The organism is Streptomyces sp. NPDC021749, assembly GCF_040640655.1.
In the GTDB taxonomy this organism is placed as follows: Bacteria; Actinomycetota; Actinomycetes; order Streptomycetales; family Streptomycetaceae; genus Streptomyces.
On record NZ_JBFACE010000007.1, the window covers coordinates 118,070 to 137,560 of the forward strand.

The 19,491-nt window shown below is 72.2% G+C and carries 20 protein-coding genes and 1 pseudogene; 11 read left to right on the plus strand and 10 right to left on the minus strand.

Annotated features, from left to right (window positions below; genetic code table 11):
* The first annotated feature begins 112 nt into the window (after positions 1-112).
* Both AB0G35_RS09500 and AB0G35_RS09505 read left to right on the plus strand, forming a co-directional pair.
* Positions 113-2,332: an NADP-dependent isocitrate dehydrogenase gene (locus AB0G35_RS09500; protein WP_360946361.1), complete on the plus strand. Its 2,220-nt coding sequence runs from the start codon at positions 113-115 to the stop codon at positions 2,330-2,332.
* Between the two features lie 470 nt (positions 2,333-2,802).
* The gene (locus AB0G35_RS09505) at positions 2,803-3,201 is read left to right on the plus strand and encodes a VOC family protein (protein WP_360946364.1); all 399 of its coding nucleotides are present in this window, start codon (positions 2,803-2,805) and stop codon (positions 3,199-3,201) included.
* A gap of 22 nt (positions 3,202-3,223) precedes the next feature.
* Here AB0G35_RS09505 and AB0G35_RS09510 read toward each other — a convergent pair whose 3' ends face one another.
* The 4 genes from AB0G35_RS09510 to AB0G35_RS09525 form a co-directional block, all read right to left on the minus strand.
* Positions 3,224-3,922 (minus strand): HAD-IA family hydrolase, encoded by a 699-nt coding sequence (locus AB0G35_RS09510; protein ID WP_360946367.1) that lies wholly within the window; start codon positions 3,920-3,922, stop codon positions 3,224-3,226.
* 120 nt (positions 3,923-4,042) lie between these two features.
* Complete coding sequence (locus tag AB0G35_RS09515) at positions 4,043-4,978, minus strand: M56 family metallopeptidase (protein ID WP_360946370.1); 936 nt, start codon at positions 4,976-4,978, stop codon at positions 4,043-4,045.
* Positions 4,979-5,103: 125 nt separating this feature from the next.
* Positions 5,104-5,748: a DUF5134 domain-containing protein gene (locus AB0G35_RS09520; protein WP_360946373.1), complete on the minus strand. Its 645-nt coding sequence runs from the start codon at positions 5,746-5,748 to the stop codon at positions 5,104-5,106.
* Between the two features lie 122 nt (positions 5,749-5,870).
* Entirely contained in the window at positions 5,871-6,257 is a 387-nt protein-coding gene (locus tag AB0G35_RS09525) for a glyoxalase superfamily protein (RefSeq protein WP_360946376.1), read from the minus strand.
* 120 nt (positions 6,258-6,377) lie between these two features.
* Here AB0G35_RS09525 and AB0G35_RS09530 point away from each other — a divergent pair, with 120 nt between their 5' ends.
* A complete protein-coding gene (locus tag AB0G35_RS09530; protein ID WP_360946379.1) occupies positions 6,378-6,911 on the plus strand; it encodes a GNAT family N-acetyltransferase in 534 nt (177 codons plus the stop codon).
* A gap of 18 nt (positions 6,912-6,929) precedes the next feature.
* Here the strand turns inward: AB0G35_RS09530 and AB0G35_RS09535 are convergent, their stop codons facing one another.
* The 4 genes from AB0G35_RS09535 to AB0G35_RS09550 all read right to left on the minus strand — a co-directional run bounded on the left by AB0G35_RS09535 (position 6,930) and on the right by AB0G35_RS09550 (position 10,317).
* Positions 6,930-7,739 (minus strand): amino acid ABC transporter ATP-binding protein, encoded by an 810-nt coding sequence (locus AB0G35_RS09535; protein ID WP_360946382.1) that lies wholly within the window; start codon positions 7,737-7,739, stop codon positions 6,930-6,932.
* Entirely contained in the window at positions 7,736-8,608 is an 873-nt protein-coding gene (locus tag AB0G35_RS09540) for an amino acid ABC transporter permease (RefSeq protein WP_360946703.1), read from the minus strand. Before AB0G35_RS09540 ends, AB0G35_RS09535 begins: the two co-directional genes overlap by 4 nt.
* 29 nt (positions 8,609-8,637) lie before the next feature.
* Positions 8,638-9,519 carry an ABC transporter substrate-binding protein gene (locus AB0G35_RS09545; RefSeq protein ID WP_360946706.1) on the minus strand — a complete coding sequence of 294 codons (882 nt, stop codon included), beginning with the start codon at positions 9,517-9,519 and terminating at the stop codon, positions 8,638-8,640.
* Between the two features lie 114 nt (positions 9,520-9,633).
* The gene (locus tag AB0G35_RS09550) at positions 9,634-10,317 is read right to left on the minus strand and encodes a glycerophosphodiester phosphodiesterase family protein (protein ID WP_360946385.1); all 684 of its coding nucleotides are present in this window, start codon (positions 10,315-10,317) and stop codon (positions 9,634-9,636) included.
* A 489-nt stretch (positions 10,318-10,806) separates the two neighbouring features.
* On the opposite strand from AB0G35_RS09550, the gene AB0G35_RS09555 reads away from it, so the two are divergent.
* From AB0G35_RS09555 to AB0G35_RS09570, 4 genes are all read left to right on the plus strand, one after another.
* Positions 10,807-12,204: a DUF6421 family protein gene (locus AB0G35_RS09555; protein ID WP_360946388.1), complete on the plus strand. Its 1,398-nt coding sequence runs from the start codon at positions 10,807-10,809 to the stop codon at positions 12,202-12,204.
* A gap of 53 nt (positions 12,205-12,257) precedes the next feature.
* Positions 12,258-13,019: an SDR family NAD(P)-dependent oxidoreductase gene (locus AB0G35_RS09560; protein WP_360946709.1), complete on the plus strand. Its 762-nt coding sequence runs from the start codon at positions 12,258-12,260 to the stop codon at positions 13,017-13,019.
* Positions 12,998-14,086 carry a low specificity L-threonine aldolase gene (locus AB0G35_RS09565; protein WP_360946391.1) on the plus strand — a complete coding sequence of 363 codons (1,089 nt, stop codon included), beginning with the start codon at positions 12,998-13,000 and terminating at the stop codon, positions 14,084-14,086. The genes AB0G35_RS09560 and AB0G35_RS09565 overlap by 22 nt, the downstream gene beginning before the upstream one ends.
* Positions 14,087-14,319: 233 nt before the next feature.
* Positions 14,320-15,018, plus strand: coding sequence for a phenylalanine--tRNA ligase beta subunit-related protein (locus AB0G35_RS09570; RefSeq protein WP_360946394.1), 699 nt, complete (start codon positions 14,320-14,322; stop codon positions 15,016-15,018).
* A 33-nt stretch (positions 15,019-15,051) separates the two neighbouring features.
* Here the strand turns inward: AB0G35_RS09570 and AB0G35_RS09575 are convergent, their stop codons facing one another.
* Together AB0G35_RS09575 and AB0G35_RS09580 are read right to left on the minus strand one after the other, a co-directional pair.
* Positions 15,052-15,762 carry a lysophospholipid acyltransferase family protein gene (locus AB0G35_RS09575; protein WP_360946397.1) on the minus strand — a complete coding sequence of 237 codons (711 nt, stop codon included), beginning with the start codon at positions 15,760-15,762 and terminating at the stop codon, positions 15,052-15,054.
* A gap of 160 nt (positions 15,763-15,922) precedes the next feature.
* Positions 15,923-16,105, minus strand: a pseudogene (locus tag AB0G35_RS09580) (DUF4395 family protein); the annotation flags it as partial.
* A gap of 117 nt (positions 16,106-16,222) precedes the next feature.
* Here AB0G35_RS09580 and AB0G35_RS09585 point away from each other — a divergent pair.
* From AB0G35_RS09585 to AB0G35_RS09600, 4 genes are all read left to right on the plus strand, one after another.
* Positions 16,223-16,642 carry a thioredoxin family protein gene (locus tag AB0G35_RS09585; RefSeq protein ID WP_360946400.1) on the plus strand — a complete coding sequence of 140 codons (420 nt, stop codon included), beginning with the start codon at positions 16,223-16,225 and terminating at the stop codon, positions 16,640-16,642.
* 225 nt (positions 16,643-16,867) lie between these two features.
* Complete coding sequence (locus AB0G35_RS09590) at positions 16,868-17,374, plus strand: flavin reductase family protein (RefSeq protein WP_360946403.1); 507 nt, start codon at positions 16,868-16,870, stop codon at positions 17,372-17,374.
* A gap of 224 nt (positions 17,375-17,598) precedes the next feature.
* Positions 17,599-18,384: an electron transfer flavoprotein subunit beta/FixA family protein gene (locus AB0G35_RS09595; RefSeq protein ID WP_265363638.1), complete on the plus strand. Its 786-nt coding sequence runs from the start codon at positions 17,599-17,601 to the stop codon at positions 18,382-18,384.
* A 49-nt stretch (positions 18,385-18,433) separates the two neighbouring features.
* Positions 18,434-19,396 (plus strand): electron transfer flavoprotein subunit alpha/FixB family protein, encoded by a 963-nt coding sequence (locus AB0G35_RS09600; protein WP_360946407.1) that lies wholly within the window; start codon positions 18,434-18,436, stop codon positions 19,394-19,396.
* The last annotated feature ends 95 nt before the right edge of the window (positions 19,397-19,491 follow it).

A 19,491-nucleotide genomic window follows, 5' to 3' on the forward strand; every position in this document is an offset into this window, starting at 1 on the left:
GGATCGGAGCAGATTCCTCCACTTATGTCCGGGGCGGGGTCCTGTCGAGGGGGAGGCGATCACGAGATATCTTGATGTCGAGCAATGTTGCAGACGTGGAGCGGAGCACCCGGTGACTGACTCGACCATCATCTACACCCACACTGACGAGGCCCCCGCCCTCGCGACGTATTCCTTCCTGCCTGTGATCCAGGCATACGCGTCGCAGGCCGGCGTCAACGTGGAGACCCGTGACATCTCCCTGGCCGGTCGCATCATCGCGAGCTTCCCCGAGCGTCTTGAGGAGGGGCAGCGCATCGAGGACGCCCTCGCCGAGCTCGGCCGGCTGGCCAAGACGCCCGAGGCCAACATCATCAAGCTGCCCAACATCTCGGCCTCGATCCCGCAGCTGAAGGCCGCGATCGCCGAGCTGCAGGAGCAGGGCTACGCGCTCCCGGACTACCCGGACGACCCGAAGACCGACGAGGAGCGCGACATCCGCGCCCGCTACGACAAGGTCAAGGGCAGCGCCGTCAACCCGGTCCTGCGCGAGGGCAACTCCGACCGCCGCGCCCCCGCCTCGGTGAAGAACTACGCCAAGGCCAACCCGCACCGCATGGGTGAGTGGACGGCGAGCTCGAAGACCAACGTCGCCCACATGACCAACGACGACTTCCGCTCCACCGAGAAGTCCGCGGTGGTCGGCGAGGCCGGTTCGCTGCGCATCGAGCTCTCCGGCGACGACGGCTCCACCACCGTCCTGCGCGAGTCCGTACCGGTCCGCGCCGGCGAGGTCGTCGACGCCTCCGTCATGCGGGTCGCCGCGCTGCGCGAGTTCCTCACCGCCCAGGTCGCCCGCGCCAAGGCCGACGGCGTGCTGTTCTCCGTGCACCTCAAGGCCACGATGATGAAGGTCTCCGACCCGATCATCTTCGGCCACGTGGTCCGGGCCTTCTTCCCGAAGACCTTCGCCAAGTACGGCGAGGTCCTCGCCACCGCCGGCCTGACCCCGAACGACGGCCTCGGCGGCATCTACAAGGGCCTGGAGTCGCTGCCCGAGGGCCCCGAGATCAAGGCGTCCTTCGACGCGGAGCTCGCCGAGGGCCCGGAGCTCGCCATGGTCGACTCCGACCGCGGCATCACCAACCTGCACGTCCCCAGCGACGTCATCGTCGACGCCTCCATGCCGGCCATGATCCGCACCTCCGGCCACATGTGGGGCCCGGACGGCCAGGAGCACGACACCCTCGCGGTCCTCCCGGACAGCAGCTACGCCGGCATCTACCAGGTCGTCCTCGACGACTGCCGCGCGCACGGCGCCTTCGACCCGGCGACCATGGGCTCGGTGCCCAACGTCGGCCTGATGGCGCAGAAGGCCGAGGAGTACGGCAGCCACGACAAGACCTTCGAGATCCCCACCACGGGCACCGTGCGGGTCCTCGACGAGTCCGGCAACGCCGTCCTGGAGCAGGTCGTCAGCGCCGGCGACATCTTCCGGATGTGCCAGACCAAGGACGACCCGATCCGCGACTGGGTCAAGCTCGCCGTCACCCGCGCCCGGGCGACCGGCGACCCGGCCGTCTTCTGGCTCGACGCCGAGCGCGCCCACGACGCCCAGCTGATCCAGAAGGTCAAGCAGTACCTCCCCGAGCACGACACCGAGGGCCTGCAGATCGAGATCATGGCGCCGGTCCACGCGATCAAGTTCTCCCTCGACCGCATCCGCCGCGGCGAGAACACCATCTCGGTCACCGGCAACGTCCTGCGTGACTACCTGACCGACCTGTTCCCGATCCTGGAGCTGGGCACCAGCGCCAAGATGCTCTCCGTCGTCCCGCTGATGAACGGCGGCGGCCTGTTCGAGACCGGCGCCGGCGGCTCCGCGCCCAAGCACGTCCAGCAGCTGGTCAAGGAGAACTACCTGCGCTGGGACAGCCTGGGCGAGTTCCTCGCGCTGGCGGTCAGCTTCGAGCACCTCGCCCAGAAGACGGGCAACGCGCGCGCCCAGGTGCTCGCCGACACCCTCGACCGGGCGACCGGCGCCTTCCTCAACGAGAACAAGTCGCCCAGCCGGCGACTCGGCGGCATCGACAACCGCGGCAGCCACTTCTACCTCGCGCTCTACTGGGCCCAGGAGCTGGCCAAGCAGACCGAGGACGCCCAGCTCGCCGAGGCGTTCAAGGGCCTGGCGGCGACCCTCGCCGAGCAGGAGAAGACCATCGTCGAGGAGCTGATCGCGGTGCAGGGCTCGCCGGCCGACATCGGCGGCTACTACCAGCCCGACCCGGCGAAGGCCGCGGCGGTCATGCGCCCGTCGCAGACCTTCAACCAGGCCATCGCCTCGCTCGGCTGACCCCGCTCGGGTAGGCCCTGACGGTCCAGCCCCGCCCCGGCCGGCATCCCGCCGGCCGGGGCGGCGCCGTACCGGAACCGATCGGTCAGGCGCCGTCCGCGGCGTCATCACGCTGCGCATGCGGCCCACCGGCCGGGAGCCGCCGCGCCCCACCTCCCGTCCTCTTCCTCGACGCCGACGGACCGCTCAACCCTGGATGGCCCCACCGCGCCAAGGCCGAGGCCGACACCTGGATCGGTCCCGTCCCGGGTCCGCCCGGACTCCCCGCGCCGGACCGCCGGAGACCTCCGGAAACGGGCCGCCGACCACGCCCCCGGAACCAGCGGTGGCCCGGGGACGTAACCCGGCGGCACCGCGGCCCCCGGCGAGGTAGCGTCACTTCGTCGTCACCGCTGCTGCCGCCGCCGCTCAGGGCCGCGCACAGCGGTCAGGGCGACGCACCCATCGCTTCTCACGGGGGAAACGCACGGATGGAACTCGCCCAGATCCGCCTGCTCGTCACGGACTTCCGCGGCTGCTACCGCTTCTACCGGGACGTGCTGGGCCTCACCCCGCAGTTCGAGGCCGAGGACGGCCCGTACGCCAAGTTCACCTGCGACCGGGGCTCCGCGGGCATCGCCCTCCAGGACCGCGCGCAGATGACGCAGGTCCTCGCCGGCCTGGCGCCGTCCCCGGCCGGCCACCGCTCCCTGATCGCGCTGCGCGTCGACGACCTCGACGGCTACTGTGCCGAGCTCACCGGGCGCGGCGCCGTCCTGGACCACGGCCCGGCCCCGATGACCGACCGGATGCGGGTGGCCCACCTCAGCGACCCCGAGGGCAACCTCCTCGAACTCCAGCAGTGGCTGGCCCCGCGCACCGCCGGCTGACCCGACCCGCGCCCGGCGCCGCTCACCCCACCAGGTCCAGCACCGGCCGCAACCCCTCCGGGCGGCGCTCCACCGGCAGATGGTCCACCGGCAGGTAGACGCAGCCGAGCGCGGTCGCCCCGCCGTCCGCCGTACGGTCGTCGCCCACCATCAGCACGGTCGCCGGGTCCAGCCCCAGCTCCCGGCAGGCCACCGCGAACAGCCGCGGATCCGGCTTCTGCAGACCGTGCTCGAACGACAGCACACAGCTGTCCAGGTAACGGTCCAGGCCGTGCGCGCGCAGCACCGGCCGCAGGTCCCAGCCGATGTTGCTCAGCACGCCGGTCCGGACGCCCCGGCGGCGCAGCTCCGCCAGCACGCCGGCGGCGTCCGGGTAGGGCTGCCAGGCCGCGGCCGTCATATGGCGTTCGTAGAGCGCGTCGTACAACTCCTCGGCGGGCAGCGGGACTTGACGGGCCAGCCCGGTGTACAGCGCGCGGTGGTGGCGGGCGTCGCGGTCCCGGACCTCCCACAGCCCGGCCAGCCCGTCGGGCAGCGCGACGGGGGAGGAACCGCCGGGCAGCGCCCCGGCGCGCTCCAGCTCGGCCGCCCGGCGGGCCAGTTCCGCCTCGTCCATGGCGACCCCGGTCGCGGTCAGCGCGGCCCGCAGCCAGGAGTCGGCGGGTTCGATCCGCAGCAGCGTCCCGGAGAAGTCGAAGAGCACACCCTTGATCGTGGTCATGGGCCCATCCTGGCCCGGAACGGCCCGCGGGGCGACGGGGCGAGGGGGCGACGGGAACGCGAACACCACAAGCAACCCAGCAAAACAGCCGCACGTCCGCCCCGGGCCAGAGCCCGCCCCTCAGGTCAGCGCGGTCAGCCCGGGGACGAACGTCACCAGCAGCGGTACCGCCGGCAGCAGGACGGCGCAGGCCGTCATCCGCAGCCGGCGGCCCGGCGTGAAGCGCGGGGCGGGGGCGAGCAGCCGGTCCACCCGCTGCGGGACCTGGGCGAGCTGCGTCGGACAGGGCCCGAACACCCCGCGGTCCTCGTTCAGTTCGACCAGGGCCAGGGCCACCGTCAGCCGGCCGAAGCGGCGCGAGGCCACGTCGTCGGCGGCCAGTTCGACCAGCCGGTGCACCTGGTCGCGGAACGCCGCGAACACCGGGATCTGCGGGAAACCGGCGGCCAGCGCCGACGCGCAGTAGAGCAGCAGATCGTGCCGGGCCCGCACATGGCCCTGCTCATGGGCGATCAGCGCATCGAGCTGACGGCCTTTCAGCCTCCGCAACGCCGAGGTCGTGATGACCAGTTGGGGCGAGGCGTGGTGCAGCCACCACGCCTCCGGGCGGCCGCCCTCCAGCACGACCAGCCGCTCCCCGGCCGGCTCCTCACCCGGCAGCAGCGGGACCCGCCGCCGCAACTCGTCCCGGCTCCGGCGCCGGCGGGCCCGCGCGTCGCGCACCTCCCGGGTCAGCGCGAGGCCCGTCCAGGCACCGCCGCCCGCGAGCAGCACGGCCAGTACCCCGGCCCAAGGGCCGTAGCCCTGAAGGGCGTACGCCTCGACGACCACCCGGGGCGCCGGGCCGAACACCGGGCTGCGGACGGCTTCCCAGGCGGCCGCCGCGCTCAGCGACATCGCGAGGATGCAGCACAGCAGCACACCGGCCACCACGCACTGCCACACCCACAGGGCGAGCACCGGTTCGCGGTCGGGCCAGTCCGAACGGGCCATCAGCCGCGGCGCCATCGACGCGGCCAGCGCGCCGAGCATCATCAGCGCGAGAGGGACCATCATGGCGCCAGCCTATGAGCGCACCACTACTCGTTGGTACAGGCACGCATCGGAAGTGACGTATGCCACCCCCGCGGGAGGTGTGGCCCGGGAGCGGCCCACCGGCCGATGAGCACGCCCTCCCGCACTCACATCATGAGCAGCATCGCCAGCATGCCGATGCCCATCACCACCCGGCAGGCACGCAGCACGTCCGCCGTCCCGGCACCGCGCGCCACGGCCAACGCCCCGGCCCCCGCCGGCCCGTCCGCCACCGCACCGGCCGCCGGCACCAGCCGGATGCCCGCGCCGATCACGTAGACCGCGTAGTAGACGAGCAGCAGACCCGTCAGCAACGGGACCCCGCCCGGTGCGGCGTGCGTCATCCCGCCCAGGTGGTCCGTCCCGCCCAGGTGGTCCATCCCGCCCGAATGGTCCGTCCCGCCCGTCCCGGACAACGCTCCCGCCCCGCCGGCGGCCCCGCCCGGCCACACCATCGCCAGCGCCATGTAGACCATCGCCAGCGCGCCCACCGCGTGATGCAGATGCCGGCGCACCAGCGCCGCCCCGGCCGCCGCCCCGAACACCGCGGTGAACAGCCACGGCGACCACGGCGGCGGCGCCAGCACGGACGCGGGTACGGCCATCGCGGCCATGCCCAGCGCCATCACGCCTTCCCCGCGGGCCGCCGCCCGCTGCGCCGCCGGTACGTCACCGGCCCGCGCCAGGCAGTACGCCCCGGCGCCCGCGCACAACAGGACCAGCAGCCAGCCGACCAACGGTGGTGCGTGCACGAAGCGCCTCCCCTGCGGCCGTCGCCACCCGTACGCGTCGGCTGCAGGATGCCCGCGGGGCAGACCGCACACGGGAGCGCACGGGCGCAAAGGGGGGCGCGGCAGAGAGCCGCAAGAGGCGCCTAGGGCCGGTAGCGCAGCGGATGGTCCGCCGGGACCTCGGTGAGCACGATGCGGTGCCCGTCCGGGTCGGCGATCCACATCTCGATCAGCCCCCAGGGCTCCTGCACCGGCGGCCGCAGCATCTCCACCCCGCGCGCCACCAGCTCCCGGTGCGCGGCCTCGGCGTCCGCCACCTGCAGCCACAGCTGCAGGGTGTCCGTGGCCGGCTCCGTGGCGCGGCCGGAGACCTCCAGGAAGCCGCCGCCGAGGAAGTAGACCGTGCCGCGCTCGGGACCGGTGCCGAACTCCCGGTAGATCTCCAGTCCCAGCGCCTCGCCGTAGAACGCCCGCGACCGCTCCGGATCGGACGGCCGCAACAGCACCCTGCTGCTCAGTACGTGCACCATGCCGGCGACCCTACGCCGCCGGCGCAGCGGCCCCGAGACGGCACGCGCACCTCTTGTTAGCCTCGGTCCGGCCAGCCGCCCGGCTCGTCCCAGCCCGGCCCCGAGAGGACTCCGCCCGCCATGCCCACGACCGAACTGACCTTCCGTACCGCCGTCGACGCCGACGTCCCCGGCCTCGTCGACCTCATCGAGTCGGCGTACCGGGGCGACGCGAGCCGGGCCGGCTGGACCACGGAGGCCGATCTGCTGGAGGGCCAGCGCACCGACCCGGAAGGCGTCGCCGCCGTGGTGCGGCACGAGACCGGGCTGCTGCTGATCGCCGAGCGGGACGGCGCACTGACCGCCTGCTGCCAGCTCGAACACCGCGGCGACCACGCGTACTTCGGGATGTTCGCGGTGCGCCCCGCGCTCCAGGGCGGCGGCCTCGGCCGGACCATGCTCACCGAGGCCGAGCGGACCGCCCGGGAGACCTGGGACGCCCGGGAGATGCGGATGACCGTCATCCGGCAGCGCACCGAACTCATCGAGTGGTACGAGCGCCGCGGCTACCGCCGCACCGGCGAGTTCAGCCCCTTCCCGTACGGCGACGAGCGGTTCGGCATCCCGCAGCGCGACGACCTGGAGTTCGAGGTACTGGCCAAGCCGCTGGGCTGACCGCTCCCCGCGGGCGGGCTACAGCCGCCCCGCCCGGATGATCCGCTGCAGGAACTGCCGGGTGCGGTCGTGCCGCGGCTCCCCGAAGACCTCCCCGGGCGTGCCGCGTTCCAGCACCACCCCGCCGTCCAGGAAGCACACCTGGTCGGCGACGTCCCGTGCGAAGCCCATCTCATGGGTGGCGATGACCATGGTCATGCCCTCCTCCTTGAGGTCGCGGACCACGCCGAGCACCTCGCCGACCAGCTCCGGGTCGAGCGCCGCGGTGATCTCGTCGAGCAGCAGCAGCCGGGGCCGCCCGGCCAGCGCCCGGACGATCGCGACCCGCTGCTGCTGGCCGCCGCTGAGCCGGTCGGGATACTCACCGGCCCGCCCGCCGAGCCCCAGCCGGTCCAGCAGCCCCCGGGCCCGCTCCTCCGCCTCGGCGCGCGGCACCCCGTGCACCCGGCGCGGGGCCAGCGTGATGTTGTCCAGCACGGTCATGTGCGGGAAGAGGTTGTACGCCTGGAAGACCACCCCGATCCGGCGCCGCACCGTGTCCGCGTCGGCCCGCGGATCGGTGATCTCCTCGCCGTCCAGGAAGATCGCCCCGTCGTCGATCTCCTCCAGCAGGTTCGCGCAGCGCAGCAGCGTCGACTTGCCCGACCCCGAGGCCCCGATCAGCGCCGTCACGGTGTGCGGCGGCACCTCCAGGTCCACGTCCCGCAGCACGACCGTGCCCCGCCCGTACGTCTTGCGCACCGATTCCAGCCGCAGTACGGGGCCGTCCCCGGCCGCCGCCGCGGTCTCCCCGGCGGCGGGCCGCGGCGTGCGGTCCGTCGTGCTCATACCAGCCCTCCCTGGGCGCGCCGGCGGTCCGTCCGGGCCGTGACCCAGTCCGTGAAGCGGGTCATCGGGATCGTCAGCGCGACGAAGACCAGCCCGGCCACGACGTACGGCGTGAAGTTGAAGTCCTTGCCGGCCATGATCTGCGCGGCGTACACCGCGTCGACCGCGCCGGCGATGGACACCAGACCGGTGTCCTTCTGCAGCGAGACCAGGTCGTTCAGCAGCGGCGGCACCACCCGCCGCACCGCCTGCGGCAGCACCACGAACCGCAGCGCCTGCCTGCCGGAGAGCCCCAGCGACCGGGCCGCGGCCCGCTGCGAGGGGTGCACCGACTCGATCCCGGCCCGGAAGACCTCGGCCACGTACGCCGAGTACGTCAGCACCAGCGCGGTCCCGCCGAGCACCACCGGATCGGTGGTCACGCCCTGCAGCCGCAGCGCCGGCACGCCGAACACCACCATCAGCAGACAGATGATCAGCGGCAGTCCGCGGAAGAAGTCGGTGTACGCGGTGGCCAGCGCCCGCAACGGGAAGAACACCGGGCCGCGCAGCGTACGGGCCACCGCCAGCAGCAGCCCGAGCACCAGCACCGCCGCCCCGCACACCACCAGCAGCCGCAGGTTCAGCAGCAGCCCGTCCAGCACCTGGGGCAGCGCCTTGCGGGCGTACGCGGCGCTGAAGAACGTGTCCCGGGTGCGCGGCCAGCCCGGCGAGCTGGTGATCACGACGAACAGCACGACGGCGGTGACCACGGTGCTCAGCGCGGCGACCGCCGTCGCCCGACGGGCCCTGGCCCGCTTGACCCGCTCCCGCTCGATCCGCCGCGCGGACGGCACATAGCCGTCGTCGTCCGGCTCCCCGCTCGCCACCTGGGCGTTCAACAACCCCTTGCCGTACGTCACTTGAGCACCGGAACGTCAACGGCGTCGGCCAGCCACTTCTTCTCCAGCGCGGCGAGCGTGCCGTTCTTCCGGAGCGCGTCGACCGCGGCCGACACACACCCGGTGATCCGGCTCTCCTTGTCCAGCACCAGCCCGAACTGCTCCTTCGCGCCGCCGGTGGCCGCGAACTGGCCCACCACCTCGGCGTCCTCGACCTCGGCCGAGGTGATGTAGAACGCCGTCGGCAGGTCGGTGACGATCGCGTCGACCTGGCCGTTCTTCAGGGCCGTCTTCGCGTAGTCGTTCTTCTGGAAGACCGCCGGGGCCCGGTCGGGACGGATGGTGTCGTTGACCACGTCCAGGCTGGTGCTGCCGACCTGGGCGCCGAGCTTGACGTGCCGGAGGCCGGCGATGCTCTTGGCCCGCGCGGCCCGGGAGCCCTTGAGCGCGATCACCGCCTGGCGCACGTCGTAGTAGCCGGAGGAGAACGCCACCGCGTGCTTGCGCTGGGCGCTGATGGAGATCTGGTTGATGTCGAAGTCGAACTTCTTCTCACCGGGCGCGAAGGCGTTGGTGAACGGCACGGTCTGCCAGTCCACCGCGCCCTTGCCGTAGCCCAGCTGCCGGGCGACGGCGTAGGCGACGGCCGATTCGAAGCCCTTGCCGCTGGCCGGGTCGTCGTCCTGGAACCACGGCGCGTAGGCGGGCTTGTCGGTGCCGACGGTGAGCTTGCCGGCGTGCACCGTGGCCAGTTTGCCGCGGTCACAGCTCTGCTTGTCCGGCCCGGCGGCCCGCGGGCCACCGGGGGACGTCTCCTGCGGGGCGCAGCCGACGGCCGCGGTGAGCAGCACGACGGCGGCGCAAGTGGCCAGGCGAAGAGGGCGGTTGACGAGGCGCATGGCGGGAGAGTGGCAGTGCGCACCGCCGTCTGTCGAGATCATCGACACGAACGTCCGCATGCTGGACGCCTGTTGCACCGCTGTGAACTGCGGATTTCCCCGGCCGACGGCCCGTTATGCGGTGAAGCGCACCGCTCGCCGGATCTCCGGGAGGTCGGTCACCACCCCGTCCAGACCGAGTCCACGGGCCAGCCGGAGCTGGTCGTGGGTGTTCACCGTCCAGGCGACGACCTTCAGCTGGGCGGCGTGCGCCCGCTCCACCAGCTCCAGCGTGAGCCGGCGGATGTTCAGCGAGAGCATGTACGCGCCGACGGCCTGGGCGCGGTCGACGACGTCGGCGCCGTACCGGCTGCCGACCAGCGCGGTGCGCACCCCGGGCAGCAGCGTGCGGATCGCCGCCAGTGCCTCGTCGTGGAACGAGATCACCTCGACCCGGCCGGTCAGATCGCGCTCCCGCATCACCTCGGCCAGAGCCTGCGCGGCCGCGACGTCCTTGATCTCGGCCTGCAGCGGCGCCTTGACCGCGTCCACCACCTCCTCGAACACCGGGATCCGCTCGCCCTGACCGGCGTCCAGCTCGCGCAGCTCGGCGAGGGTGCGCTCGGCGATCGGCCCGGCCCCGTCGGTGGTCCGGTCCACGTCCGCGTCGTGCATGACGACCAGCGCGCCGTCCTTGCTCAGATGCAGATCCAGCTCGATGACGTCGACGCCCTCGTGCTCGGCGCGCACGAAGGAGCGCAGGGTGTTCTCCGGCTCGACGCCCATGATCCCGCGGTGCCCGATGGTGAGAAAGGACAAGGCTGCCTCGCTTCTGTCGGCTCGGTAGTGCTGTCGGCTCACTGCCGGTGTCGACCGTCGACCCTCGGCAACGGCGTACGAAATGGCGCTCAGCCTAACGGCCGTCACGCCCCGAAACCGGTTGCCGAACGACGCCGCGGTGTGTCCAGTACCCGTACCCGCCATATCCGCCTCTCAGCCCCCTTCCCCCACACGTGGGCGCGTCCCCGCCCCGCTGACGCGACGGCCGCCGGGCCGCTCCCGGAAGCCCTCACTCCGTTCACCGCCGGGGGTGGGGGAGTGTGGCATATGCCACAGCTGCCGCAACCGGAGAAAGTGCCAAATCCCTTGCCGCTGTGGGTAGTAAGTCTCGTCGGAGCGGGCTCGGACAGGAAAAACAGGGGCTGAGGCCGGGTGCCGGCCGAATAATTTTCGGATCCCCCACTTGAGCGGACGATCCTTGGCTGGTTACCGTGTGCTGACAACACGATCTACCGCCGGAGGGCAGTCATGACGGAAATTCTTTCGCCTGTGGGTGTCCCGGGAGGCACTCGGACCGCAGAGCGTGTGGTGGATCATCCCGCGTGGCCCGTGCTCAAGGACGCCGTCGAGACCATCCGGCCCTGGCAGTCCAAGGACGGCTCGGTCGACCTCGCGGCCGAGGGCGCACCGACCGCGGACGCCGTGCGCGCCGAGGTCGAGCGGGCGATAGCGGCCGTCCAGGAGCTGGCCCCGCTGCTCCCGCACGACGCCGCCTACCACGAGGCGCTCGTCGCCGACCTGCGCCGCTGGGCCGACGACGGCTTCGGCGTGCCGGACTTCCTGGACTCGCTGCTCGCCTTCCAGCCCGCGCAAGCGCGCGCCCACGGCCTCCAGCACCTGGTGCTGTTCCCCATGTACACCCAGAACGGCAACCCGGACCGCAACTTCGAGGCCGTGGTGCTGCGCATGGTCTGGCCGGACTGGCTCGCCGAGCTGGAGCGCACCCGCTACGACAACCCCCTCTTCTGCGGCATCACCTTCGAGGACTTCACCGCCGGCTACGACACCAACTCCGCGGTCCTCTTCCCGGAGACCATCGCGGTGCGCGAGGCCCCCGCGCGGTTCAGCTGGGGCGGCATCTTCTGCGACCGCGAGGCGGCCCGCTTCCGCCGGGTCACCGAGGCCGCGATCGAGACGCTCGGCCTCGAAGTGCCCGAGGACATCCGCGAGATGCTCACCGACCAGGAGCGCTGCCAGGAGGCGTTCGTCCTGTGGGACATGGTCCACGACCGCACCCACAGCCACGGCGACCTGCCCTTCGACCCCTTCATGATCAAGCAGCGCCAGCCGTTCTGGATGTACGGCCTGGAGGAGCTGCGCTGTGACCTCACCGCCTTCAAGGAGGCCGTGAAGCTGGAGGCCGAGGGCTACTCCCAGGCCCGCGACGTGCAGTTCGCGGTGATCTTCGACCGGATGTTCCGCTTCCCGGTCACCGGCGACCGGGTCCGCAACTACGACGGCCTCGGCGGCCAGCTGCTCTTCGCGTACCTGCACAAGCACGACGTCGTACGCTGGACGGACAACACACTGCACATCGACTGGGAGCGGGCGCCCAAGGTCACCAACGAGCTGTGCGGCGAGATCGAGAAGCTCTACCGCGACGGCATCGACCGGCCCAAGCTGGTCCACTGGCTCGCCGCGTACGACCTCGTCTCGACCTATCTGGCCCCGCACCCGGGCTCGGTCTGGGCCAAGGGACCGGACGCCCTCGACCTGGACCAGCCGCCGCGCAAGCTCGTGGACGACGTGCTCCCCGACGAATTCCCGCTGAGCATGTTCTACGAGGCGCTCGCCAAGAAGCTGCGGTCCGTGATCGCCTCGACCAAGGGCATCACCGCCCACAGCGACACGCTGGCGGCGGCATGAGCACCGACCGCGACAACCGGCCCACGGCCGTCCAGGACGAGGAGGCGACGGAGATGGTGACTTCGACGGGCGGTCACGGGCCGCTGGAGGGTGCGGTCATCGCGGTGGCGGGAGCGGCCGGCCCGGCCGGCCGGGCCACGCTGCTGCGGCTGGCCGAGGCGGGCGCCGTGGTGGTCGGCTCCGACTCCAACGCCGAACGGCTCGCCGAGGCCGTGGACGCGGCCCGCTACGCCCACGGCGGCGCCACGGTCATCGGGGACACCGTCGACCTCCTGGATCCCGAGCAGACCCGCGAATGGGCGGACCGCACGGAGAAGGAATTCGGCCGGGTCGACGGTCTGGTGCACCTCGTCGGAGGCTGGCGCGGCTCGTCCACGTTCGCCGAGACCGACCTGCGGGACTGGGACACGCTGCACCGGCTCCTGATCCGCACCGTCCAGCACACCTCGCTCGCATTCCACGACGCCCTGGAACGCAGCGGGAACGGCCGCTTCCTCCTGATCAGTGCGGCCGGCGCCAGCAAGCCCACCGGGGGCAACGCCGCCTACGCCGCCTCCAAGGCCGCCGCCGAGGCGTGGACGCTCGCGATGGCGGACGGCTTCCGCAAGTCGGGGGGCGAGCAGGGCCCCCGTGCCGCGGCTGCCATCCTGGTCGTCAAGGCGCTCGTCAACGACCAGATGCGCGCCGAGCGACCGAACGCCAAGTTCGCGGGCTTCACGGACGTCTCGGAGCTGGCCGAGGCCATCGCCGGGGTCTGGGACCGGCCCGCCCAGGAAGTGAATGGACAGCGTCTGTGGCTGACCCCCGAGCCGTGACCGGAGCGAAGACCGACGCCCGGCAGCACCACGATCCGCAGATCCGCGGCTTCGCCAGCGACAACTACGCCGGCGCCCACCCCGAGGTGCTGGCCGCGCTCGCCCTCGCCAACGGCGGCCACCAGGTCGCCTACGGCGAGGACGAGTACACCGAGCACCTCCAGCGGGTGTTCCGCAGCCACTTCGGGCAGCGGGCGCAGGCGTTCCCGGTGTTCAACGGCACCGGCGCCAACGTCGTCGCCCTGCAGGCCGTGACCGACCGCTGGGGCGCGGTGATCGCCGCCGAGACGGCGCACATCAACGTCGACGAGTGCGGTGCGCCCGAGCGGGTCGGCGGGCTCAAGCTGCTCACCGTGCCGACCGAGGACGGCAAGCTCACCCCCGAGCTGATCGACCGCCAGGCCTGGGGCTGGGACGACGAGCACCGCGCCATGCCGCAGGTCGTCTCGATCACCCAGAGCACCGAGCTCGGCACGGTCTACACCCCCGACGAGGTCCGGGCGATCTGCGAACACGCCCATGAGCGCGGTATGGCGGTCCATCTGGACGGTTCGCGGATAGCCAACGCCGCGGCGACGCTGGACGTCCCCATGCGGGCCTTCACCAACGCCGTGGGCGTCGACATCCTCTCCTACGGCGGCACGAAGAACGGCGCGGTCTTCGGTGAGGCCGTGGTCGTGCTCAACCCCGACCGGGTGCGCGCCATGAAGCATCTGCGCAAGCTGTCCATGCAGCTGGCCAGCAAGATGCGCTTCGTCTCCGTCCAGTTGGAGGCGCTGCTCGCCAAGGACCTGTGGCTGCGCAACGCCCGGCACGCCAACACCATGGCGCAGCGGCTGGCGGCCGGCGTGCGGCAGATCGACGGGGTGGAGATCCTCTACCCGGTGCAGTCCAACGCGGTCTTCGCCCGGCTTCCGCACGACGTCAGCGAACGCCTCCAGAAGCGCTACCGCTTCTACTTCTGGGACGAGCAGGCCGGCGACGTGCGCTGGATGTGCGCGTTCGACACCGCCGAGGAGGACGTGGACGGCTTCCTCGCCGCACTGCGGGAGGAAATCGCCCGCTGACGCCGGCTCCGACGGGTCCGCGCCCGGCCGGAGGTCATGACGTGACCTCCGGCCGGGCGCGGCCCGTTTCCGGCCCCTTACCGCATTCTCGCCCGACACCTCGCCGGTCCATTGCAGTGAACTGAGTAGTACCGTTTGCTTTACCGTGCCCGGTCGTGCTGCAATGCCGCCGGACGGCCCCCGACCGGCCGCGCCCCCGGCAACCACCGCCCCGACCTGCGAGGAACGGCCCGATGCCCACACCCCTGTACGTCTCCGACGAGGTCCGCGCCCTGGCGCCGGGCTTCGCCCACCTCGCCATCGAGGCCCGCGGTCTGACCAACGGGCCCAGCGACGAGTCCAGCGCCGCACTGCTGGACGAGGCCACCCACCGGCTGGCCCGGCGGCTCGACGGCCGCGCCCCGCAGGACGATGCGCACCTCGCCGCCTGGCGCGCCGCGTACACCGCCTTCGGCGCCAAGCCCTCGCGCACCCGCAACTCCGCCGAGGCGCTGGCCCGGCGCGCCCTCGCGGACGGCGGGCTGCCGCGGATCAACCGCCTCGTGGACCTCTACAACGCGATCAGCGTCGCCCACCTCATCCCCGTCGGCGGCGAGGACCTGGACCGCATCCAGGGCGGTATGCGACTCGTCCGGGCGGCCGGTGACGAGCCCTTCGCGACCGCGGCCGGCGGTGCTGAGGTGATCGAGCACCCCGACGCCGGGGAGGTGGTCTGGTGCGACGACGAGGGCGTCACCTGCCGCCGCTGGAACTGGCGCCAGGGCGTCCGCACCCGGCTGACCGAGGGTTCCGTCAGCGCCCTGTTCCTGCTGGAACGGATGGCTCCGATGCCCCTGGACGACCTCGCGGCCGCGGGCGAGGAGCTGGCCGAGGCGCTCCAGAAGAGCTGCCCCGGCGCCCGGGTCGAGATCGGGGAGATCCGGACCGCCTAGCGGCCGGCCGACGGCGGCCGGCCGGGCCGTGCGCTACGCGCCGGGCGCGGCCGGCGCCGTGCCGCCGAGGTGGGCCGGGATCCACCAGGTGTCGTCGGGGCCCTTGGGCCGTACGGGATAGGCGCGCTGGGCGGCCTCCAGCAGGTCCTGGACGCGGGCCCGCAGCCGGTCGGTGATCTTCTCGGCCTGCTCGTCCGGACCGGCCGCCACCGGCTCGCCCACCCGGATCGTGATCGGGATGTGGTTCCGCCCCAGGTCCCGCTTGTGGCCCTTGGTCCACAGCCGCTGGGTGCCCCACAGTGCCACCGGCAGCAGCGGAACCCCGGCCTCCTGCGCCAGTCGGGCCGCACCCGACTTGAAGGACTTCAGGGTGAACGACTCGGAGATGGTCGCCTCCGGGAAGACCCCGATGATCTCGCCCGAACGCAGCGCCGACAGCGCGTGCTTGTAGGCGTGCATGCCCTGGGCGCGGTCCACCGGAATGTGCTTCATCGCCCGCATCAGCGGCCCGGACACCTTGTGCCGGAACACCGACTCCTTCGCCATGAACCGCACCAGCCGCTTGGCCGGGCGCGCGGCGAGCCCCGCGAAGACGAAGTCCAGGTACCCGATGTGATTGCTCACCAGCACCGCCCCGCCGCGGCGCGGAATGTTCTCCGTCCCGGCGATGTCGAACTTCAGATCGAGCGCCTTGAAGAGCGTGCGCGCGGCACCGATCACGGGCGGGTAGACGAGCTCTGCCATTGTCCGGAGGACCCCTCTTTCCATGCCTGGGGAGGGTTCTCCCGGCGGAAACCTACGCCGTCGTCACTGCGGCTTTCGGGAGATCGTGCCCGATTGCGGCCGCCGCGGCCAGCGCGCCGGCCGACCCGGACGGGAGATCCTCGTCACGTACCGGTCCGGCTCACCCGGCCGCCCGCCGCAGCAGAAGGTACATTTCGCACCCCAGGCAGTACCCGAAAGCGGCATTGAGGAAGGCCGCCGCGAGGGCCGCCGAGGTGGCCGCGAAGCCCAGCCACTGCACCCCGACGGCGAAGCCGGCCAGACCCACCAGTGCGAAGAACAGCAGCGCCGCCCCGAACCGGGGGCCGCGTACGTCGATCCGCTCGTCGATCCCGTTGCTCGCCATGCCCCTGCCTTCCCCCGGAACGGCCCGCACGGAGCACCGGGAATCTTTGCGGTCCCGTGAACGCTGCACTCCTCGATGACCGGACTCATGGTGTGCCTCGCGGTGCTCGCGGCAGCGAGCCTCTTCGGCGCGTGGCACCAACGCCGCAACGGGAGACTGTCGGTGCGCAAGCGGGACGAAACGGCGCGGCTCGGTGCCGCGGAGATCGGCGCGGCGCTGGGGGAGCGGGCCACCCTGCTGCAGTTCTCCAGCGCCTTCTGCCAGCCCTGCCGGGCCACCCGGCGCACCCTCACCGAGGTCGCCGGCATGGTCGAGGGGGTGGCCCACGTCGAGATCGACGCCGAGGCCCACCTCGACCTCGTACGGCGGCTGAACGTGCTGCGCACCCCGACCGTGCTGGTGCTCGACGCGGACGGCGCGATCGTCCGCCGCGCCTCCGGTCAGCCCCGCAGGGCCGACGTCATCGCGGCGCTCGGCGCGGCGGTCCGTGATTGATCTCCCAGATACCCGGCCGCCCTTGACGCTGCGGGTCGCGCATCGTCAGTCTGACGTGATGCGGCCAGGAACCCTTCTCTACGGACGCGCCCACGTCGACCTTCTGCGGACCGCCAGCGCCCGCTGTCCGGGCGTGTGAGCAACGACGACGTAACCGCCGCAGGGCGCCGTACGGGCGCCGGCGGCCCCGCCCCGGCTCGTCCGCCCCAGCACAAGGACAACTCCATGACGGTCCCGCCCGACCTCGGCACGCGCCGCACCGCCTCGCCCGACCTCCTGCGCTCCGTCTTCCGCCGGCACGCCGCGGGCGTCGCGGTGATCACCGCCCGGGGCTCCGGCCCGGTGGGCTTCACCGCCACCTCCCTGACCTCGGTTGCTGCCGAGCCGCCGCTGCTGTCGTTCGGCATCGGCACCGGCGCCTCCAGCTGGCCGGCCGTCTCCGTGGCCGACCACGTGGGCGTCCACATACTCGGTGAGCACCAGGCCGACCTGGCCGCCACCTTCGCGCGCAGCGGCGCCGACCGCTTCGGGCCCGGCACCTCCTGGCGCACCGGCCCCGAGGGCGTGCCCCTCCTGGACGGCGTCCTGGCCTGGATGGTCTGCAAGGTCGTCGCCCGGGTCCCGGCCGGCGACCACCGCATCGTGCTCGCCCAGCCCGTCGTCGGCGACCCCGCCGGGCCCGGCCGCCCGCTCCTCTACCACCAGGGCCGCTTCAACGCGCTGCGCGACTGACACGCCCGCCGCGGCCCGCTCCTCACCCGCGCTCTTCACCCGATCAGGGCCGTTGGGAAGGTCACATTTCGTCGGCCTTGATTCGGGGCACGAGACTGGATGTACTGGCGAGTAATATGACGGTCGGCGTGGGGAACCGCATCCGACCGGGAGCCGCCCCGAGAGGCGCCTATGCTGCCAGCATTAGGCAGTTCTGAAGAGACCAAGCAGGTAGGAGAGCCGGCGTGAGCTTGAGGATCGTTGTCTGTGTGAAGTACGTGCCCGACGCCACCGGCGACCGGCACTTCGCCGAGGACCTGACCGTCGACCGTGACGACGTGGACGGTCTGCTCTCGGAGCTCGACGAGTACGCCGTCGAGCAGGCCCTGCAGATCAAGGAAGCCGCCGACGACGCGGAGATCACGGTCCTGACCGTCGGTCCCGAGGACGCCAACGACGCGCTGCGCAAGGCTCTGTCCATGGGTGCTGACAAGGCCGTCCACGTCGAGGACGACGACCTGCACGGCACCGACGCCCTCGGCACCTCGCTCGTGCTCGCCAAGGCCATCGAGAAGACCGGCTACGACCTGGTCGTCTGCGGTATGGCCTCCACCGACGGCACGATGGGCGTGCTGCCCGCCCTGCTCGCCGAGCGGCTGAACGTCCCTCAGGTCACCCTGCTCTCCGAGGTGTCCGTGGCCGACGGCAAGGTCACCGGCCGCCGGGACGGCGACACCGCCAGCGAGCAGCTGGAGGCCGCGCTGCCGGCCGTCGTGTCCGTCACCGACCAGTCCGGTGAGGCGCGCTACCCCTCCTTCAAGGGCATCATGGCCGCCAAGAAGAAGCCGGTGGAGTCCCTGGACCTGGACGACCTGGACATCGACGCGGACGAGGTCGGCCTCGAAGGCGCCTGGACCAAGGTCGAGGACGCGACCGAGCGCCCGGCCCGTACGGCGGGCACCATCGTCAAGGACGAGGGCGAGGGCGGCAAGCAGCTCGCCGAGTTCCTCGCGGGCCAGAAGTTCATCTGAGCCGCAGCCCTTCCCACCGCCCTCATTCTTCTCGCAGGAGAGCAATCCCATGGCTGAAGTCCTTGTCTACGTCGACCACGTGGACGGCGCCGTCCGCAAGCCCACCCTTGAGCTGCTCACCCTGGCCCGCCGCATCGGCGAGCCGGTGGCCGTCCACCTCGGTCCGAACGCCGAGGAGGCCGCGAAGGTCCTCGCCGAGCACGGCGCCGTGAAGGTGCTGGCCGCCGACGCGCCCGAGTTCGCCGAGTACCTCGTCGCCCCCAAGGTCGACGCACTGCAGGCCGCCTACGACGCGGTCTCCCCGGCCGCCGTGCTGCTGCCGTCCTCCGCGGAGGGCAAGGAGATCGGCGCCCGCCTCGCGGTGCGCATCGGCTCCGGCATCATCACCGACGCCGTCGACCTGGAGGCCGGCGACGAGGGCCCGGTGGCCACGCAGTCCGTCTTCGCGGCCTCGTACACCACCAAGTCCCGTGTCTCCAAGGGCACCCCGGTCATCACCGTCAAGCCGAACTCCGCCGCTCCGGAGGCCGCGCCGGCCGCCGGTACGGTCGAGCCGCTCGCGGTGACCGTCGCCGAGTCCTCCAAGGGCACCAAGATCGTCTCGCGCACCCCGCGCGAGTCGACCGGCCGCCCGGAGCTGACCGAGGCCGCGATCGTGGTCTCCGGCGGCCGCGGCGTCAACGGCGCCGAGAACTTCCCGGTCATCGAGGCGCTCGCCGACTCGCTCGGTGCGGCCGTCGGCGCCTCGCGCGCCGCGGTGGACGCCGGCTGGTACCCGCACACCAACCAGGTCGGCCAGACCGGTAAGTCCGTCTCGCCGCAGCTGTACATCGCGGCGGGCATCTCCGGCGCGATCCAGCACCGCGCCGGTATGCAGACCTCGAAGACCATCGTCGCCATCAACAAGGACGCCGAGGCGCCGATCTTCGACCTGGTCGACTACGGCGTGGTCGGCGACCTCTTCGACGTCGTCCCGGCCCTCACCGAAGAGGTCAAGTCCCGCAAGGGCTGAGCCTCCCGGGCGCCTTCCGGGCGCCGCCTTCGGCAGAACCGCACGAGGCCCCGTACGCGCGGTGCGTACGGGGCCTCGTGCGTGCCCGGCCCGCG

Coding starts and splice junctions, on each gene's coding strand:
- AB0G35_RS09555 (WP_360946388.1), top strand. CDS start 10,807: ATGACGGAAATTCTTTCGCCTGTGGGTGTCCCGGGAGGCACTCGGACC.
- AB0G35_RS09585 (WP_360946400.1), top strand. CDS start 16,223: ATGACCGGACTCATGGTGTGCCTCGCGGTGCTCGCGGCAGCGAGCCTC.
- AB0G35_RS09545 (WP_360946706.1), bottom strand. CDS start 9,519: ATGCGCCTCGTCAACCGCCCTCTTCGCCTGGCCACTTGCGCCGCCGTC.
- AB0G35_RS09515 (WP_360946370.1), bottom strand. CDS start 4,978: ATGATGGTCCCTCTCGCGCTGATGATGCTCGGCGCGCTGGCCGCGTCG.
- AB0G35_RS09505 (WP_360946364.1), top strand. CDS start 2,803: ATGGAACTCGCCCAGATCCGCCTGCTCGTCACGGACTTCCGCGGCTGC.
- AB0G35_RS09530 (WP_360946379.1), top strand. CDS start 6,378: ATGCCCACGACCGAACTGACCTTCCGTACCGCCGTCGACGCCGACGTC.
- AB0G35_RS09590 (WP_360946403.1), top strand. CDS start 16,868: ATGACGGTCCCGCCCGACCTCGGCACGCGCCGCACCGCCTCGCCCGAC.
- AB0G35_RS09575 (WP_360946397.1), bottom strand. CDS start 15,762: ATGGCAGAGCTCGTCTACCCGCCCGTGATCGGTGCCGCGCGCACGCTC.
- AB0G35_RS09560 (WP_360946709.1), top strand. CDS start 12,258: ATGGTGACTTCGACGGGCGGTCACGGGCCGCTGGAGGGTGCGGTCATC.
- AB0G35_RS09510 (WP_360946367.1), bottom strand. CDS start 3,922: ATGACCACGATCAAGGGTGTGCTCTTCGACTTCTCCGGGACGCTGCTG.
- AB0G35_RS09570 (WP_360946394.1), top strand. CDS start 14,320: ATGCCCACACCCCTGTACGTCTCCGACGAGGTCCGCGCCCTGGCGCCG.
- AB0G35_RS09525 (WP_360946376.1), bottom strand. CDS start 6,257: ATGGTGCACGTACTGAGCAGCAGGGTGCTGTTGCGGCCGTCCGATCCG.
- AB0G35_RS09600 (WP_360946407.1), top strand. CDS start 18,434: ATGGCTGAAGTCCTTGTCTACGTCGACCACGTGGACGGCGCCGTCCGC.
- AB0G35_RS09535 (WP_360946382.1), bottom strand. CDS start 7,739: ATGAGCACGACGGACCGCACGCCGCGGCCCGCCGCCGGGGAGACCGCG.